15 protein-coding genes are annotated in these 18,425 nt (G+C 55.8%); 8 read left to right on the top strand and 7 right to left on the bottom strand.

What is annotated here, in order from left to right; translation table 11 throughout:
* Window positions 1-109 precede the first annotated feature (109 nt).
* The 3 genes from cimA to Pla52o_RS19245 form a co-directional block, all read right to left on the bottom strand.
* Window positions 110-1,696 carry a citramalate synthase gene (cimA, locus tag Pla52o_RS19255; RefSeq protein WP_146596249.1) on the bottom strand — a complete coding sequence of 529 codons (1,587 nt, stop codon included), beginning with the start codon at window positions 1,694-1,696 and terminating at the stop codon, window positions 110-112.
* Between the two features lie 350 nt (window positions 1,697-2,046).
* A complete protein-coding gene (locus Pla52o_RS19250; RefSeq protein WP_146596248.1) occupies window positions 2,047-2,424 on the bottom strand; it encodes a hypothetical protein in 378 nt (125 codons plus the stop codon).
* Window positions 2,425-2,807: 383 nt separating this feature from the next.
* Window positions 2,808-3,899, bottom strand: a complete 1,092-nt coding sequence (locus tag Pla52o_RS19245; protein ID WP_146596247.1) for a TIGR01212 family radical SAM protein — start codon at window positions 3,897-3,899, stop codon at window positions 2,808-2,810.
* 217 nt (window positions 3,900-4,116) lie between these two features.
* On the opposite strand from Pla52o_RS19245, the gene Pla52o_RS19240 reads away from it, so the two are divergent.
* Window positions 4,117-4,647 (top strand): FHA domain-containing protein, encoded by a 531-nt coding sequence (locus Pla52o_RS19240; protein WP_146596246.1) that lies wholly within the window; start codon window positions 4,117-4,119, stop codon window positions 4,645-4,647.
* Window positions 4,648-4,769: 122 nt separating this feature from the next.
* The gene (locus tag Pla52o_RS19235) at window positions 4,770-5,078 is read left to right on the top strand and encodes a Dabb family protein (protein ID WP_146596245.1); all 309 of its coding nucleotides are present in this window, start codon (window positions 4,770-4,772) and stop codon (window positions 5,076-5,078) included.
* 308 nt (window positions 5,079-5,386) lie between these two features.
* On the opposite strand, the gene Pla52o_RS19230 is transcribed toward Pla52o_RS19235, so the two are convergent.
* From Pla52o_RS19230 to Pla52o_RS19215, 4 genes are all read right to left on the bottom strand, one after another.
* The gene (locus Pla52o_RS19230) at window positions 5,387-6,124 is read right to left on the bottom strand and encodes a M90 family metallopeptidase (RefSeq protein ID WP_146596244.1); all 738 of its coding nucleotides are present in this window, start codon (window positions 6,122-6,124) and stop codon (window positions 5,387-5,389) included.
* 15 nt (window positions 6,125-6,139) lie between these two features.
* Window positions 6,140-7,024, bottom strand: coding sequence for a leucine-rich repeat domain-containing protein (locus Pla52o_RS19225; RefSeq protein ID WP_231612478.1), 885 nt, complete (start codon window positions 7,022-7,024; stop codon window positions 6,140-6,142).
* Window positions 7,025-7,372: 348 nt separating this feature from the next.
* On the bottom strand, window positions 7,373-8,302 hold the full coding sequence (locus tag Pla52o_RS19220; RefSeq protein WP_146596243.1) for a sigma-70 family RNA polymerase sigma factor: 930 nt from the start codon (window positions 8,300-8,302) through the stop codon (window positions 7,373-7,375).
* A 558-nt stretch (window positions 8,303-8,860) separates the two neighbouring features.
* Window positions 8,861-9,454, bottom strand: a complete 594-nt coding sequence (locus Pla52o_RS19215) for a superoxide dismutase family protein (protein ID WP_231612477.1) — start codon at window positions 9,452-9,454, stop codon at window positions 8,861-8,863.
* Window positions 9,455-9,660: 206 nt separating this feature from the next.
* On the opposite strand from Pla52o_RS19215, the gene Pla52o_RS19210 reads away from it, so the two are divergent.
* The 6 genes from Pla52o_RS19210 to Pla52o_RS19185 all read left to right on the top strand — a co-directional run bounded on the left by Pla52o_RS19210 (window position 9,661) and on the right by Pla52o_RS19185 (window position 18,371).
* Window positions 9,661-9,906 carry a hypothetical protein gene (locus Pla52o_RS19210; RefSeq protein WP_146596242.1) on the top strand — a complete coding sequence of 82 codons (246 nt, stop codon included), beginning with the start codon at window positions 9,661-9,663 and terminating at the stop codon, window positions 9,904-9,906.
* Window positions 9,907-10,003: 97 nt separating this feature from the next.
* Window positions 10,004-10,882, top strand: a complete 879-nt coding sequence (locus Pla52o_RS19205) for an amidohydrolase family protein (protein ID WP_231612476.1) — start codon at window positions 10,004-10,006, stop codon at window positions 10,880-10,882.
* A 135-nt stretch (window positions 10,883-11,017) separates the two neighbouring features.
* Window positions 11,018-12,286, top strand: coding sequence for a tagaturonate epimerase family protein (locus Pla52o_RS19200; RefSeq protein WP_146596241.1), 1,269 nt, complete (start codon window positions 11,018-11,020; stop codon window positions 12,284-12,286).
* A gap of 126 nt (window positions 12,287-12,412) precedes the next feature.
* Window positions 12,413-13,180, top strand: coding sequence for a CerR family C-terminal domain-containing protein (locus Pla52o_RS19195; RefSeq protein ID WP_146596240.1), 768 nt, complete (start codon window positions 12,413-12,415; stop codon window positions 13,178-13,180).
* Window positions 13,181-13,329: 149 nt separating this feature from the next.
* Window positions 13,330-15,132 carry an efflux RND transporter periplasmic adaptor subunit gene (locus tag Pla52o_RS19190; RefSeq protein ID WP_197169366.1) on the top strand — a complete coding sequence of 601 codons (1,803 nt, stop codon included), beginning with the start codon at window positions 13,330-13,332 and terminating at the stop codon, window positions 15,130-15,132.
* Window positions 15,129-18,371 carry an efflux RND transporter permease subunit gene (locus Pla52o_RS19185; RefSeq protein WP_146596238.1) on the top strand — a complete coding sequence of 1,081 codons (3,243 nt, stop codon included), beginning with the start codon at window positions 15,129-15,131 and terminating at the stop codon, window positions 18,369-18,371. The genes Pla52o_RS19190 and Pla52o_RS19185 overlap by 4 nt, the downstream gene beginning before the upstream one ends.
* Window positions 18,372-18,425 lie beyond the last annotated feature (54 nt).

Here is an 18,425-nt window from a genome sequence, read left to right as displayed (position 1 = left end):
TGGCCATGCCCTGATGCTCGGTTGTGGGGCATCCCGATTGTGGGTCTTGGCGGCGAAGCGACGCTCCACCACGGTCGTCCACGACACGAGGTCCACCAGCGATGCAGGTTTAGGGGGTGGATTTGTGCAGTTTGTACTCGACGGCATCGACGAGCGCATTCCAGCTCGCTTCGATAATGTTTTCACTCACGCCGATCGTGCCCCACGATTCGTGCTCGTCCGTGCTTTCAATGTTCACGCGGATCGATGCTGCGGTACCGGAACCGGAATCGACGACGCGCACTTTGTAGTCCGTTAAACGCATTTCAGCGAGCTGCGGGTACTCATCCGACAGCGCCTTGCGGAGTGCAGCATCGAGTGCATTGACCGGTCCGTGCCCCTCGGCGGCATCAAACCATAACGCGTCGCCCACTTTCAGTTTAATGATCGCCTCGGCGAACACCCCGCTCGCTTCGCCTTCGGTGTTTCGGTCTCCGGCCACGACACGGTATTTGATGGTTTCGAAATGAGGCGTGTAGGAACCGGCGATTCGTTTGATCAACAGATCGAAGGAGGCTCCGGCGTTCTCGAATTGGTAGCCTTGGTTTTCCAGCCGCACGACTTCCGCCAAAATTTTGTCCATCAACTCTCGATCGTCTTCGAGTTTGTGTTTCGTCGCCAGTGCCGTGATGTTGCTTCGCCCCGAGAGTTCGCTGACCAAAATCCGACGTTCATTTCCGATCAACGCGGGGTCGATATGCTCGTAGGTTTTCGCCGCTTTATTAATCGCGTGGACATGCATGCCGCCCTTGTGGGCGAAGGCGCTTTGCCCAACAAACGGTTGACTGTTTCGCCATTGAAGGTTGGCGGTTTCGTAAACAAAGCGGCTCAGTTGCGTTAGCGGTTTGAGCGAGCGGCCACCCAGCACCGTGAAGCCCTTCTTCTTGAGTGCCAGGTTCGAAATCATCGAGATCAGGTCGACGTTACCGCACCGCTCGCCGATGCCGTTGATCGTTCCTTGAACTTGAGTCGCTCCGGCGTCGACGGCGGCCAAGGAATTGGCGACGGCGAGTTCGCAATCGTTGTGACAATGGATTCCGATTTGGACGTTGTAGTCGGCCAATGCTTCGATTGCCGCACGCGTGACTTCGCTGACGCGTTCGGGAAGCGTGCCTCCGTTAGTGTCACAAAGGCTTAGCCAAGTCGCGCCACCGGCCGCAGCTGCCTTTAACGTCTTGATCGCGTACTCGGGATTCGCATGATACCCATCAAAAAAATGCTCCGCGTCGTAGATCAATTCGGCATTGCGGGAGAGGAATTCGGCACTCTCGCCGATCATCGCCAAGTTTTCTTCGAGCGTGACACGAAGCACTTCGGTGGCGTGGTAGTCCCACGTTTTGCCCACCAACGTGATGCAGGGGGTTCCCGCTTCGACCAACGCCTTCATCCCAGGGTCGTCTTTCGCCTGCATCGATTTGCGACGCGTCATACCGAACGCGCAAACCTTGCTCTGGCCGAGGTCGCGTTTTTTGATTTCACGAAAAAAGGCTACGTCCTTTTCGTTCGAAAGGGGGTAGCCCCCTTCGATGAAATCGATGCCAATTTCCGCCAGACGCTCCGCGATGTTTAGCTTGTCTTGAAGTGAAAAACTAACCCCTTCACCCTGCGAGCCATCTCTCAGGGTTGTGTCGTAGATCAAGATAGGTTTGGCGTTCATCGCTTGCGTTTTGAATCGAGGTTTAGCGGAGGTGCGTTTGGGAGCGTGAGGATGCGTGTCGCGGGAATTCGCAGCCGTCAGGCTTGATGTTGGATCTTGGGAAAACGAAAAAACCCCCGAAGCTATGAGTGGCCTCGGGGGTTAATGTCGAAGTGGCATTTCGAGCCGAGCAGTGTCCCGTATCGATGACGGTCGCTCCGATTCGTTCCCCGCGTTACGGCCGGCTCATGTTGCCGACGACGCGAATAATCACCGTTGGGATGATGTTGTTGTATGCCACGGAATTGTCTGGTTTTTAGGAAGTTTGGAAGTACAGAGGATAGTTTTTTTGTCGCCGCTGTCAATCGTAGCTAACTGGCGGTCAACCGACGACGACGCGTCTGGATAAACGAGACGATGCTGAGCACGAGATATACCACACAAAGGACCGTCATCACCATGACGATTCGCATTCCTAACGGGTTCACTTCAATCCCGCGGAGTAAACGAAACAGCGTGAAAAGGGTATTGCTGCCCCCCATCAATGTCCCCAGCAACGCGATCGCGGCAGCGACGTGCATGGCGTGTTTGCGACGGTGAGGGTTCAAGCCGACGACGCCGCAAAACAGCATCGGGATTCCCAGCATCATCGGGCAGAATTGAGCTGGGATTTTCTGCATCGAGGCAATCAATGCCGCCAACGTTACCGTGCATAACAGCAAGCCGAAAAAGATCGCAATCCGTGACATCAGTCGTCATTCCGCACTAAGAAAGGAGCTGTTCTCCGCTGCCAGGCTCCCCAGGCCCAAAATCGTATCGTCCCCAGCGGCACGGGGCGAGGGGCCTCACGCGTCGCGAGCCCTGCGGGAGTGGGGCGGCTGCGGAGCTGGTGATTTTGCCCCAGCGATGCTAGCCCCATGGCACTTACTTTGACACTCATCGGTTGGTTTTGGTTGGTTTTTGTAGTGGAGCAGCACGAGTCGCCCGCTGTTTTGCAAACATTTCACTCGCGGCATCCGGGCAAAGCCTCACACCCGACCGCGACTAAAGTAAGTGCCACTGGATCCTAGCCCCCGCTGCGATTTGGGGGGGCTCCGCTCGTTATTTTACAGCCGCAGCGGGGCGAATTGGATTACTTTTGTTCCATCTTTAGCACTGGCAATCGGCGTCGCAGGTCAATTTGAGCGCGAATCGCCTCGGGGGTTTCATCCGCAGGCCGAGGGCGTAGGTGAGGCAGGATGTCGGGCGCCGTGTAGTGCGAGCCCTGACGTGTGCCGCGGCGTTTGAATTCCTGCTCAATCGCCAGCCGCAGGGACGACTTTTCTAAACACCATTTCGGTTCAATCAGAAAATTGGGGGGGGCATCGCCACTCACACGCTCCACGATCACCTCCGGCGGAATCCGCTCCAGAAAGTCGACCACCGTGTGGATGTATTCCTCTCGCTCGATCAGGGTGATTTCACCGCTCTTCACCTGGTCTCCCAGCGGGGTTCCCTCGACGGCGTAGAGGTTGTGCAATTTGATCGCATCGAACCCGAGACGACCAATCTCGACGGCCGTTTCCATCATCATCGCGTGAGTTTCCCCAGGAATGCCGAGAATCACATGGCTACAACATTCGAATCCTCGCCCCCGGCTGCGGTCGATCGCATTGATCATGCTCGCGTGGTCATGGGCGCGATTCATCCAACGAAGCCCCGGTTCGTGAATCGTTTGCATGCCGAATTCCAAGGAAACGTAGGTCTCTTGGCTCAGTCTTTCGAGCAGCTCGAGCACGCTTTCGGGGACACAGTCCGGGCGTGTTCCGACCGCCAATCCCACCACCCGGTCGCTGATCGAAAGCGACAATCGGAACACCTCTTCGAGCTGTTCAACGGGGGCATACGTGTTCGTCGCGGGTTGGAAATAGGCAATGAAACCTGCCACTTTGTCGTACCGTTGGGTGACGGTTTCAATCCCGGTGGCAAGCTGTTCACTGACCTGCTTCAAACGGACGCGGCGTGACGGGCTGAAGGAGCGATTGTCACAAAAATTGCATCCCCCTCGCGCCACGGCACCGTCCACATTGGGGCAGGTGAACCCCGCATCAATGCTAACGCGTTGGATTCGCCCGCCAAATTGACGGCGGAGCGACGCGCCAAAAGCGTTAAAAGGCAATTTTTCCGACTGCCATCGCAATCGTTCGTTGGAATCTGGGTCGATCAATTTACAAGCCGTTGCCATTTATGAGAACTTGGTCAGAATAGGTAGATGAACGTGAACGGGAAGCCACTGCTCTAATGGCGGGGGGGATTCTTCAACACGAAAAGCTTCGATAACACGATGCTTCCATCACACGGAATATTGAATTTGAATATGGAATCCAAGTTGAAGGCAACGCACAGGCGTTAACCGGATGCAGGATTCATGATTTCGGTTTTATCAATCTATCAATTGCGAAATGAACGGTAATTCACCGTTTTCGTTATTCTCTATTTATTCGGACTCTAACGGGAAGACTTGGATCGTGGAATTTGAAGACGAAGATTCAAAACCTAAATTTGCGGGAGCTTACGGACAGCTTACCCCTTGTGGCGGTGGCGATCCGATTCCGCTTATCAAAGACCGACTGTTGGTCGGACGTCGTAATGAATGCGATATCCAGTTGAAGTTCGCCAATGTTTCGAGCCACCATTGCCGGTTGACGCTTGAGCACGGCTATTGGTTTATTCGCGACTTGAATAGCCGCAATGGCTTGAAGGTCGATGGTCGGCCGGTTCAGCGTAAGCGAATCGACCCCAATAGCAAAGTGTCCATCGCCCGCCACGAATACCTAATCGAATATGAACCGCAAATGTTGGGGGCCTACGGGCCGCCGCCAGCGGATGATGACTATCTCGAAGATTTGATGAAGAGTTCCTTGATGGACCGAGCCGGTTTGGCGCGACGTGATCCCAAGAGCCCCTCTTCAAACCGGAATCGAAGCGAGTAAGGTTAGCGGTCCCGCGATGGCCACTTTGGCGCCGTCGCTGGCTCAGGTGGGGCGTCCTGCGGTGGAGTTCACCCGCGCGCCCTGTGACGTTTCTGGTAACCTCCCGCGCGCAAAGTATCGCTATGACTCGATTGGCACATCACGTTTTCTTCACCCTCAAAGACCGCAGCGACGAAGCCGTCGAGACACTCGTCCAAGCCTGCCTAGAATATCTGGACAATCATCCGGGGCTGGTCGATTTCGCCGTGGGAACACGCGAAAAAGAGCTTGCTCGTCCGGTCAATCACGACTTTGATGTTTCGCTGCACACCGTGTTTGTCGATCGCGCCGCCCACGATGCCTACCAAGTTGCCGAACGGCACTTGCAATTCATTGCCGAGAACAAAGCGAGTTGGGCGGAAGTCAAAGTGTGTGACAGCAACCTACGCTAGAACATTTTTGATTTTGCTGTAGCGACCCTCATTTAGAGGGTGGGCCGGGTTCTGGCGGACGCCGTTACCACGTGAATCCCACGTCATTTTGCAAATTGCATTTTGCAAATTGCGCTAACGACGTATTACGCATTTTGAATGATGGACGCAAACAAAATCACAACCCGACGCGTGAGCGAGGGAATCTCGGCCTTGGCTCGGTCCCTCGTTGACGCTTGGGGTGATGAAAGATCCAGGGTGATGCCAGCCACTTAACGCCAGCCACTTAACGCCAGCCACTTAACGCCAGCCACTTAATGCCGGCTGCATTAATGCCAATCGCGTGGATCGACTCGGTAGTACGATTTCAGCAGCGTGAACAACGCCTGATGGCGGTCGTGCAGCGGTGCGGGGCGTTCGAAAAAACATTCGCTCGCGACCGCAAAGAACTCCGCTTCATTGGTTGCGCCGTAGGGATCGATTAGCGTTCGCCGTCCCGCTTCGACCGCTTGGACGTGTTGCTGGAATTCCGTTCTCGCGACGTGCTCCCACTCGCTTTGATCGCGGCTTGTGTCGAAAGAAATCGAGCCTCCCATTTCGCCATCCAATCCGTCCAAGTGATGAGCAAACTCGTGGATGACCACATTGTCGCCATCGCGATGATTGGCTGCCTGCAGCACTTCGGGCCACGATAGGATCACGCCACCGTTGTCCCAGGCTTCGCCAACGGTGTGTTCGATGACGCCGTCATGGTTTCGCACCATGACGCTCGGATAGACCAAGATCGAACTCACGCTGTCGAAGTAATAATCGCCTGAGCACAGCAGCATCAGCGCGGCGTGGCCGGCGATGGTCGTTTTCATCTCGGCGGACACCACCAATCGCTCGCAACCTTCCCAGTGTTGTTCGGCGATCATGATGCGAACGCAATCAAGCATCCGCTGTTGCTTCTCCTCCGACAAGCGGTTGAAAGCGGGAACGTTGCGTTTCAGAATTTCGAGTTGCAGGGGTGGCAATGCAACCGCCAGCAACTTTCGTCGACGACGGTTGCGAAAGAAGGACCACATGATTTCTCGGTGACCTTATTTTTCGGTGACTTTGACACCGAACGACAGAAGTTCGCTGCGCTGCGTTTCAAGCTTTTTCGCTTCGATCGGATTTTCGCTGAGGAAAACCTGCAGAAACGGAGCGAAGCGCCGGTCCCCTTGGAAATCCTTGCGGCACATTTCCACCAAAGGGGAAAGGTCGCTCACCTGATTGCGTTGCATGATCAACATATTCAATTCGCCGAGCCCGGTGAGCGGCTCCAGTGACGCGATTTGGTTGCCGGCGATGTCGAGAGTGGAAAGCCAAGTCAACTTAGCGACGGGAGCGAGATCGGTGAGTTGGTTCTCCGACACATCCAACGACCAGATCTTGCTGAGACCCTTGATTCCGTCGATCGACTTCAACTGGTTTTTGGCCAAATACAACGTTCTCAGGTTCGCCATCTTGCCCAATGCGGATGTATCGCTGAGTTGGTTGCCCGACAGATCCAACAGTTGCATCGCCGTCAATTCCGCTAGCGGCGCGATGTCCGTGATCTTGTTATTGGCGAGCGTGACCGATTGCAACCGTTTGAGTCCGGCAATCGGTTTCAGGTCGGTGATTTCGTTGTCGGCAAGATCGAGCATCATCAGTGCGGGACAATGCTCGAGTCCCTCTAGACTCTTGATCTTCTTGCCCGACGCGACCACGCGTGAAATGGTGGCAACGTCTTCCTTGGTGATGGGCTCTTGATTGTTGCGTTTCGCGAAAACTTCGGCTCGCACGGCCGCTTCTAGCGCCGTGTCGGGAAACAACGGTTTGGCGACCTCGGTTTCCGCAGCGGGCGGATCCGCAGGCGTCTCTTGGCCGTAAACGGCGATGGCAGGAACCACAAGCCAGACGAGGGCAAAAAAAGCAATCGGGCGAGGGAGCAAGGGCATGCGAAAGTCTCCGGGGCCGCAGGAAGAACCCATGCGGCAGGTGGGAAGGGGACGTTTGTGAACATTCCCCCCCATTCTAATCGGAAATCGTGCCCGTTCCCACATGTCGCGACGTCCGATGTTCACACGTCCCCTGTTTACGCGAAGCGTGACCCCAATCACTTCGTGTGCAGGTGGACGGTGGAACGTGGACTGCGGCAATGCCTTCGCGTTTTCAGCCGCGATCCGGGGGCCGTTATCTCGCCCTGATGCCTGCGTTTTTTTCGCGATTCACCGTCGCTAATAAAACGCAAGTCATTGGATCACAGCCGGTCAATGCATGGCTGGGGCTCATCCCCATTTCGCAGCTTAGCCGAACATGCGTTCGTGCGGATCGGACAAACCATCAGCGAGGCGTCGCAACGCTTCGGTTTCGATTTGACGAACGCGTTCGCGTGTCAAACCTAGCTCGGCACCGATTTCCTTCAACGTTTTCGGATCGCAGCCATCGAGCCCAAATCGCAACTTCAACACCGTCGCTTCACGCTCTTCGAGGTTTCCGAGCAATTCCATCGCATGACGAAGGATGTCGTGATCGAGCATCTCCTCGTCGGGCGCCTTCAAACGCTCGTCCATGACCATGTCGCCGAGCGACCAACCCGATTCGCTTTGATCGCTTTGCGGTGTGCTGTTGCTAATCCGGATCGCCTTGCGAATGATCGGCAACTTCTTCTTGGGCAATCCCAATAGGCGGGCGATCTCTTCGTTGGACGGAGTGCGTCCAAGGTCTTCGCTCAAACGCGCTGTAGCTCTTCGCCACTTGCTCAGCAATTCGACCATGTAGGCGGGAATGCGAATCGTTTTGGCACTGTTGATCAACGCCCGTTTAATCGATTGCTTGATCCAGTAACTGGCGTACGTGCTAAATCGCGTTCCCATCGTGGGGTCGAAACCTTCGACGGCTCGCAGCAAACCTAGGTTGCCTTCTTCGATTAAATCTTGCAGCCCCAAGCCTTTGCCGGTGTAGCCGCGAGCGATGTTCACGACTAAACGCAAATTGGCTCGCACCATGCGATCGCGAGCCAAGGCGTCGCCCTGCGCAATTCGGGTCGCCAGTTCGGTTTCGTCATCCGCCGTCAACAGGGCGGTCTCGTTAATCTCACGCAGGTACGTTTCCAGGGGAGACTGGGCCGCACTGCTGCGCGAAGGCGTTTGCTTTGACGGGCGAATTCGGGACTCCGCTAGTTCGGTGTCCACTTCGGTGTCGTGATCGCTAGAAAGTATTTCGGATTGTGACATGGATTGCTCGGACGCGAGATGCCGAACGTCGCCTTCTCGTCAATCACGCCGCTTGTTCGTTCTGGATTACCACGCGATGGACATCAGAGACATCGCGGCAAGCAAAAAGTTCAAGCGAATGGGAGGTTACGTGATCCGGAAGTCGGTATTCGACAGGGATGGAGGTCAGGTGAACATTGCTAGCATCGGCAGCTTTGTCGCTCTCACTCCAGTTCTCGTCAAAGCGGATTGGTGGCGCTGGTTATTCCGGTTAGGGGGCCGTCTCGGGTTAGGAAAAGATTGCGAAGCGTATGCCGGGTGAGGGGGCGGAGGAAGCGAATTCACCAGCGGGCCCAGACGGTCGGCCTGAGGACGTCACCTCCCGTTTTGGCAGTAAAGTACGGTCTATCACATGGTTCTCGGGACGGGTGCTCGGGCGCCTCTGCAGGGGTGCGCTGGGGCTTGGATCGTTTTTCCCATTGCGGCGTTGGTCATTTTTAAGTCACGAAGCGCAAAAAAAACGCTGACTGGAAAAATCCAGCCAGCGTTCGAATTTGGTTAATCAGCGGGACGCGATGATTATTTTTTAGCGTTGGGCTTGAAGCCTTGATTGCCGATTCCAACGATTCCAACGGCAACGCGTGGGCCAGCATCGCCCGAAGGTTGGCTCTTCAGATCGTCCGCGCCTGCATGCACGACGAACGAGCGTCCGAGGATAAAGTGCAATGCGGTGTCCTTGGTCGTGATGTTGACATTCGCAACCCCATCGGCATTGGCCAGGATATTGCCGAGGTCGCCCGCGTGGCTGTGGGCTCCAGGGCCACCGTGTTCGTGTCCGTCGGGGTTGTAGTGACCGCCTGCGGAGGTTCCATCCGCAGCGCGTCGATCGCCAAATTCATGAATGTGGAATCCATGTTCGCCGGGCGTCAAGTTGCGGACTTGCCCGGTAATCGTCAATGCATCCCCTTTTTGTACCAAGCGCAGCGTGCCACGCGTTTTGTTGCCTTTGGTTGGCATCAGCACGCAAATGCCGAGGGTGGGCAGTTCGCCGTGGGCGTGATCATGCTTTTTGTCGTGTTTGTGATCGTCGGCGCTGGCGACCGGAGCAGTGAAAAAGGCTGCGATCGCAACGAATGCCATCGCCGTTGCTGTTTTCATTAATCCAAGTTGCATCGAAAGTCTCTTGTTGTAAGTGAAGTGAAGTGGGAAGGCACCATGAATACGGATTCGGGGAATACGGATTCGGCTGAATCCGCGATTGTACACGCTCCGCAACCCAATATCGTTCTCGTAAAGCCACGAATGGACGGAAAACGAGTCTCCCTGCAAAGGGTGTTCCTGAATGATAGTCAAATGGGCGTCATTTTTGAAACCGATCGATGCTGATCCTGAACAACCCTTGGGTGCCGAGGGTGCCGAGGGTGCCGCAGTATCCCAATGTCGAGCAGTATCCCAAGGTCGACAAGCCAAGGTCGACAAGCCAAGGTCGACAAGCCAAGGTCGACAAGCCAAGGTCGACAAGCCAAGGTCGACAAGCCAAGGTCGACAAGATCGTAAACGCAACCCAAGTCAGTCATGGGGGCGAAGTTCCGTGTGATGCGGCGGACCGCGGTGGTGCAATTTGAGCGTGATTCCGCAGCGGATTGTCGTCCCCTTGGGCAACCGATATCGTGTTTCGATTTCTGCGGACGCTTGCGGTTCCGTTCCGAAAGACCATTTGAATTGTTGGATAAACATTTGATGTTGATCGATTGCCATCACCACCTGTGGACCTATTCGGCCGAGCAATACGGGTGGATTTCAGACGACATGTCGCGGTTGAAGCGGGATTTTCTGGCGCCGGAATTGCATTCGATTGCAAGAAATGCAGCTTCAAAGGACGCAGCTTCAAATGACGCAGCAGTGACCGGATTCGTTTCGGTTCAAGCGAGACAATCGTTACAGGAAACCGACGAATTGCTTGACATTGCCGCTAGCGAACGCCTCATTCGCGGCGTCGTCGGTTGGGTTCCGCTCGCGGCGGCCGACATCCAAGACGTGTTGGACCGCTACGCCGGGGCTGAACTGCTCAAAGGGGTTCGGCATGTCGTGCAAGACGAACCCGACGATCGATTCTTGTTGGGACGTGACTTCAACCGTGGAGTAGCCCAATTGAAGGACCATGGCTTGGTCTACGATGTTTTGATTTTGGCCCGACAATTACCTGCGGCGATCGAGTTTGCCAACCAGCATCCCGCACAGCCATTTGTACTCAATCACATCGCCAAGCCTGAGATTAAGAAGTCCGAGTTCGATCGAACTTGGGAATTCCATCTTCGTGAACTCGCGAAACACGATAACATGACCTGCAAATTCTCAGGCATTGCGACCCAAGTGCGTGATGAGACTTGGGACATCGAAACGCTACGCCCCTATTGGGATGTGGCGTTGGACGCTTTCGGGCCGCAGCGGTTGATGTACGCCAGCGATTGGCCGGTTTGCTTGTTGGCCTGCGAGTATCAACGTTGGTTGACGGTGGTTCGTGAATTGGCAAGCGAATTGTCGCCAAGCGAGCAAGCCGATTTCTTCGCAAACAACGCAATTCGCGTTTACGGGCTCTAACATCGGCGGGCTCTAACATCGACGGGCTCTAACGGCGATCCTTTTCGTCTCGCCTGCGAACCCAGGAACATCGTGCGAACCCAGAACGATCGTGCGTGCGATCCAAGTCCTCCCCACTCAAGCAAAGTGAATCGTATGTCGCAGAAATGTGTCACCTTAGGATTGGCCCCGAGTTTTGGCTTTGGCGATCGCACGGGCCTGGCGACGGCGGGGCACGTCGCGGCGATGAAACGCTGTGGTGCCGGGATCGAAGCGATTTACCCTCAGCAATCGATTCGCGAAATGTTTCGCACCCAACGCACGCCACCGCAAGTCATGGAGGACGCGTGCCGCGGTGCCGAAGCAGCCGGGTGGAGCGGGCCGATCGGGGCCGATGCTGATCATTTGAAGGTCAACCAGGACGTTGATGTGACCGCGGCGGTTGGCTTTACGTTTTTTACGATCGATCCATCGGACGATGTTGATCAACAGGCCGATGATTACGACGAAGCCACGTTGCGGGAAAAATTCGCCAGTCGTCGTGACGATGCACCATGGTACGAGAGCTATCTCGGCAAATCGATCAAGCTCGACACCGGCTCGGTGATCGAACTCGGCGAAAAAGCTTGTATGCGGGCGGCGGTGAAATATGGCAAGGCGATTCGCCGTGCACTCAAATTGGGCGATTACATCAAACAGGTCAACGAGCAAGCCGGTCACGATTACGAAATCGAATTGTCGGTCGACGAAACCGATCAACCCACCACCTTGGCCGAGCACTACATCATTGCGGATCAGTGTTTTGGCGGAGGCATGAAGTTGGTCAGTTTGGCGCCCCGTTTCATCGGCGACTTTGAAAAGGGAGTGGACTTTAAAGGGGACCTCGCCGCATTAGAACTCTCGCTGAAAGACCACGCCGCCGTCGCCGAAATGCTCGGCCCCTATAAGTTGAGTTTGCACTCCGGCAGCGATAAAGTTTCGATGTACAAAATTTTGGCGAGTTCGACGAAGGGGCGTTTCCACGTCAAGACCGCCGGGACGAGCTATCTCGAAGCGCTGCGCGTGGTCGCCCGTCACGATGCGGCGGCGTTTCGCGAGATCATCGACTTTTCACGCGCTCGCTACCAAACGGACAAGGCAACCTACCACGTCTCAGCCACGCTGGCCGACGCGCCGGAACCGTCGGCCGTCGACGGCCCCACGCTGGAACGCGAATACCTGGAAATCTGGAGCGAAGTCCCGCTCGGAAAGGGATTCACCAAACCGGGCCGTCAAATCCTGCACTGCACGTTCGGCTCCGTGCTGACCGATGCCAAACTCGGCAAAATCGTGATCGATTGTTTGCGATCGCATCCGGACACCTACACGGAGGTCTTGGATGACCACTTTGGCCGCCATTTGGACGCTTTACGGAGCGGAATGTAGCGTGCCAATCCCAACACTCGGGGGACGGCAAAGTGCCGACTTGGCACTTGACATTTTGATGATTTCAAACAATTGTTTAAAACAGGTGTTTAATGTCGTTCTTTTGTCTCCCAAGTGAAAACCGTCTTGTCAAAACCTAACCCCCCATCGGAGATGCCCCCGTCCGATGGAACGGCGTCCGATGGAACGGCGTCCGATGGAACCGCGTCCGATGGAACGGCAGACGCGCGGACCCGTCTGTTGATGGCGGCGGGAGCGGTATTCGCCAGCCGCGGGTTCAACCGCGCGACGGTCCGCGAGATTTGCGGCGAAGCGAACGTCAATATTGCCTCGGTGGGATACTACTTTGGCGACAAGCTAGGGCTCTATCGCGAGGTGATCGAGACGGTTCGTCGCTCGCGCGAGCATGCGTTTCCGGTGCCAGAACATTCGGGTGATGAGCCGCGTTATGATTTGTTCCGTTTGGTCAACACCTTGCTTTCGCGAATTTTGGCGAAGGATGATGGCGGTTGGGAGACGGAATTGTTTTTGCGTGAGATGCAGAATCCCACTTCAGTATTCCGCGAGTTGGTGAATGAATTTTTTCGCCCCTTGTTTGATCGCATCCGCAACGCGGTCGAAGCGATCATTGGCCAACCGGTGCCCCAGCACGTGATCGATCAACTAGCGCTCAGCGCGGTGGGGCAATGTTTGTATTACCGTGTTAGTTCGGGGGTGGTCCACTTGTTGATTCCCGCGGATCAGCGCGAGCAACACTATGACGTGTCGTCGTTAAGTCATCACATCACGGCTGTGATTTTGGCGTCCGCGGATCAAGCCGCGTTGTTGAAACACAAGCGGAAATTGACTGAGCTGATCGAGTCTCACGCCACTTCCATTCACGACAAACCTTAAGACGTGGTTTTGACCACGACTGCATCATGGCTTCTCCTACTCTGTCTAAATCTTCTCTGACGAAATCGACTCCGACCGCGCCATCGACGGCGACGGACGACGCTCCCCCAGCGAGCGCGGTCGCGTCTACCCCTTCCACGGTTTCCCCCATGACTTCTGAGCCCAAAGACAAGCTGGCTGGAAAGCCCCACGCCCACGCGTCTTGGTGGTTGTTCAATCTCATTATTCCGTTTGCGATTGTTGTCGCCGCGGTCGTCACCGTGTGGTGGTTGGGCAAAGTCGAGCCTGCTCAGCGACCGCCTGCCGACGCGAGTCGAGCGGGGCGAATGAAGTTGTTGACACCGATTCGAGCTGAGCAGATCAAATCGATGAGCGATTTCAATCAACGTTTGCAATTGCAAGTCGATGGGACGGTGGTGCCGTTCCGTGAAGTTCGCATTGCAACGGAGGTCGCGGGGCAAATCGTTTTCAAGTCGGACAAGTGCGAGGCGGGAGCCTTCGTCAAGAAAGGTGACTTGTTGATGCGGATTGACCCGACCGATTATGAACTCGAAGTGGCTCGCTTGACTCGTTTGAAAGAGCAAGAGTACGAGGCGCTCGGCGAGGTCGACCAGGAGATGGCCAACGCAAAGCGATTGATCGAGGTCGCCACGCAAGACGAAACGCTTCAACAACGTGAGGTCGATCGATTGAAGTCGCTTCCCGATGGGTTTGCAAGCGAAGGTGAGATCGACAAGGCGAAGCGCGCCGCACTGCAATCCACTCAGCAGCGGGTCGGTTACGAGAATCAACTCGACTTGCTTCGCAAACGTCGCTCGCGATTGGAAGCTTCGGAGCGTTTGGCCGCTGCACAATTGAACACGGCTAACGTCAATTTGGAGCGAACGGAAATCCGCTCGCCGATCGACGGCGTGATTGTCAACGAGGATGCTGAGTTGAACACCTTTGTCGCGCGGGGCAACACGATCGTGACGATCGAGGACACCACGAAAGTCGAGGTGGCGACCAGTTTGCGGATGGATCAACTGTATTGGGTGCTCGATCAAGCCGATCGCTCGTCCACCGCTCCGCAAACCGACTCGCGGGGGTACGATATCCCGGAAACGGCGGCGATCGTCGAGTTTGAAATCTCCGGTCGCGAGGGCAAGGTGTACCGCTGGGACGGACGCTTGATGAGCTACGACGGCATCGGCCTCGATCCTGCAACACGGACGGTGCCGGTTCGCATCTTGGTCGACGATCCCAAAGCGTTCCGAACGCAGGGCGGGGCTGCGGCGTTGTCGGGACCGACCACGTTGGTGCGCGGTATGTACGTGACCGTCAAACTGCTGATTGAGCCCAAGACGCCATTGGTGGTGATTCCGGCCGAAGCGATGAAGCCAGGCAACCGAGCTTGGGAATTTGTGCCCGATGAATCGGTGCTTCAGCTGCCCCCGTCTGCTGCCACGGCGTCCGACGAGCTGGGCGTTGATGGGGATCCGACGCCAACGATGATCGTGTCACAAGTCAACGCGGTCGAGGGCGAAGCCGGGGGAACTCAGCCTAGCCAAGAGCAAAGCTCTGGTGCGACAACCTCCAGTGAAACGGCGAATGCATTTAACCCATCGCAGTGGCGAGCGGGCCGGATTGTGAATCGTGATTCGATTTTTCCGGTCGAATCGTTGTCGGTCGAAGGCGTGTTCGCTGAATCCGATCAAGACAATCCGTTACAGAACAGGGACAGGAAATGGTGGGTTTGTGAAGTCCAAAACCAAACGATGAAGGTGGGGGCGTACGTGGTGGTTTCGCCGGTGGGAGTCGTCGATGGAGACACGATGCCCGCCCGCATGCCCGCCCAGATGCCCACGAGCATGCCCGCCCACGAAGAAACGACCGCTCAATACCCGGCAGCAGCTAACCCGGTTATCGCGACCGATGGCCAACGCGAAGCGAATAAGGAGGCCGTCAAGTGAAGCGTTTTATTGGCTGGGCCATTAAGAATTCGCCGGGCATGAACGTCTTGATGTTGGCGTTGATGTTGGTGGGCGGTTTGTCGCTTTGGAAGATGCGACGGGAGGTCTTTCCCGAGTTCGAACTCGAAGTCGTGATGGTGACGGTGCCTTATCCGGGCGCGACGCCGCAAGACACCGAGGAAGCCATTTGTCAGAAAATCGAGGAGGCGATCCGCGCGATCGATGGCATCAAAAAGGTCACCTCGATTGCCCAAGAAGGCTCTGGTTATGTCTTGGCCGAGTTGCGCAGCGACGTCAAAGATGTGCAAAAGGTAATGTCCGAGATCGATCGCGAAGTCAACCGCATCCCCAGCTTTCCCGCGTTGGCCGAAGATCCTCAAATCCAGCAGATCACGTTTCGTGAAGCGGCGATTCGGATTGGGGTGATCGGACCGAATGATCGCTCGCGGGAAGCGGAATTGCGTCTGCGTGAGGTTGCCGAGGACGTCCGCGACGACGTGCTTCAGATTGGGGCGGTTTCCTCGGCCTCGATCATGGGCACACGCGATTATCAGATCGATGTGGAGATTCCCGAGGCGACGCTGCGTAGTTACGGGCTGTCGCTTGGCCAAGTGGCGTCGATTTTGCGCGCTCGCAATATCGAGTTACCCGGCGGGCAATTGAAATCCGATGGCCAAGAGGTGTTGCTTCGCGCCAAAAATAAGGGGCGGATCGGTGAAGAAATTGCCAAGCTTCCGTTGGTCACCCAAGCCAACGGCGTCGTGTTGACGGTGGCCGATCTAGGCGTTGTGAAAGATGAGTTTGCTGACGTCACCGCGACTGGCGAAATCAATGGCGAACCGGCAATGGTCGTCAATGTCGAACGGACCAAGAGCGAAGACCTGTTGGCGATGGTCGATGCCGTTTACGCCTATGTGGATCAAAAAGAACTGCCCGAGGGCTATCGGTTCGCGATTTGGGGCGACAGCAGCAAAGATGTCCGCGATCGACTCTCGTTGCTGCTGCGCAATGGCGCGCAAGGGCTGTTCTTGGTCTTCATTGTATTGGCGTTGTTTCTTGAAATCCGGTTGGCGTTTTGGGTCGCACTCGGCATTCCCATCTCGATCTTGGGCGCCGGAGCGATGTTGTCGTGGGGCGATCAAACGCTCAATATGCTTAGCTTGTTCTCGTTTTTGGTCGCGTTGGGAATTGTGGTCGATGATGCGATCGTGATTGGCGAGAACATCTATGCACATCAACAGATGGGCAAACCGCTGCTCGAAGCCGCGATCGACGGTGCAACCGAAGTGCTCCCCAGCGTGGCGGCCTCCGTTTCGACCACGGTCATCGCCTTCTCACCGATGTTCTTTGTCTCGGGGGTGATGGGGAAATTCATGGCGGTGATTCCCTTTGCCGTGATTGCGATGCTCTTGATTTCGCTTTGGGAAAGCACGTTTGTTTTGCCGTGCCACTTGGCGCATCGTCACCATGGCGTGTTTCGCTTGATCTCGGTTTTGATGTATCCGCTGCGACCCTTTGGTTTGTTGCTTGCTTGGGGAAGCGTGCGAGCGACCAAGGGAATGGATTGGATTTGTAACCAATATTATGTTCCTACGCTCAAGTTCAGCCTGCGGTACCCTCCATTCATGTTAGCGGTTGCGATCGCAATGTTTGCGATCACGATTGGGATGGTCCGTGGCGGCATTGTGAAAAGTATTCTGTTTCCAAAGTCGGATAACAATTTTCTACAAGCGAGCGTGGTTTTCCCCGACGGTACTCCTGCGACGGAGACCGATCGAGCGACCCAGGCGATGGAGCGAGCGATTCGTCGTGTCAGTCTGCGTGTCGCCGCAGAGCGTGCTAAACGGAGCGGTTTGCCGCTCGCGGAGATCTACACCGAGTCCGAGGGAGACAACTTTGGTCCAGTCCGTTTGACTTACCGGGAAAACGGGAAGATCACGAACACGCAAGGCCCGATGGGGGGAAACGGTGGCGGTGGCAGCCACGTCGGACAGGTGTTTGTGGAGCTCTTTGATACCGAAATTCGCGACATCCACAGCGACCAATTGCTGGCCATGTGGCGCGAGGAGGTGGGCGAGTTTGCCGGGGCCGAGAAAACCAACTACGGATCGGTGGGCGTCGGTCCCAACGGCAAACCGATCGAATTCAAGCTGTTGGCACAGAGCCAAGATGTGGACCAATTGCTCGCTGCAACCGAAGCGATCAAGCAACGCTTGAACGGTTTTACCGGTGTCTACGATATCGTCGACGACAACACTCCGGGGAAATGGGAGTTCCAATTCAAGGTCAAAGAGCGTGCACTCGCGACCGGAGTCACGCCAACGGATTTGGGCGAAACCGTTCGCAATGCGTACTTCGGTGCTGAAGTGATGCGACTGCAACGGGGCCGCCATGAAGTCAAATTGATGGTCCGGCATCCCGAAGAAGAGCGAAACAGCTTAGTCAATTTTCGCGAAATTCGCGTCAGCACGGCGGACGGCACACAGCGTCCGATTACCGAGTTGGCCGACGTTGATTTACAGCGTGGGTTCTCGGAAATTAACCGCGTCGATCAAATGAGGTCGGTCACCGTGTCGGCCGATTTGGATGAGACGACCGCCAATGCGGATTTGATCATTGGTGAGCTGCAAAAAGATTTTGTGCCGCAGTTGATGAAGGACTATCCCGCTGTTTCACTGCGTTGGGAAGGCCAACGTGAACAGAGTAATGAATCGGTCGGCAGCTTGATGGTCGGCTTTGGAATCGCGATCGTTTGCATGTTCGTGTTGTTGGTTCTGCAGTTTCGAAGCTACGTGCAACCATTGTTGATCTTGGCGATCGTGCCGTTCGGCATGATCGGTGCCGTTTGGGGACACGCCTTGTTGGGGCTGCCGTTGACCTTGTTTAGCATGTTCGGATTGGTCGCGTTGGCGGGAGTGGTCGTCAATGATTCGATCGTGTTGATCGACTTCATCAACTCACGCGTTCGCCAAGGGGTGCCGCCGCGAGTTGCGTTGGTGGAGTCGGGTGAGCGACGATTCCGCCCCATCATGTTGACAAGTTTGACGACGATCGCGGGGTTGTTGCCGTTGTTGACCGAGCGATCGTTTCAGGCTCAGTTGCTGATCCCGATGGCCGCTAGTTTGGCGTTCGGATTGATGTTAGCGACGTCGTTGGTGTTGTTGTTGATTCCGGTGTTCTACTTGATCTACATCCGCATCATTGAGCTATTGGGGTTCTCGGCAATCGAGGATGAATGAGAAGCGGACCTGCGGGGACGCTTCGGGGGAACAAGCGGTCCGAGTGATGGTGAT

Source organism: Novipirellula galeiformis (assembly GCF_007860095.1).
Taxonomy (GTDB): domain Bacteria; phylum Planctomycetota; class Planctomycetia; order Pirellulales; family Pirellulaceae; genus Novipirellula; species Novipirellula galeiformis.
Note: the sequence above shows the minus strand (reverse complement) of the source record. Positions and strands in the feature narration are given on the sequence as shown.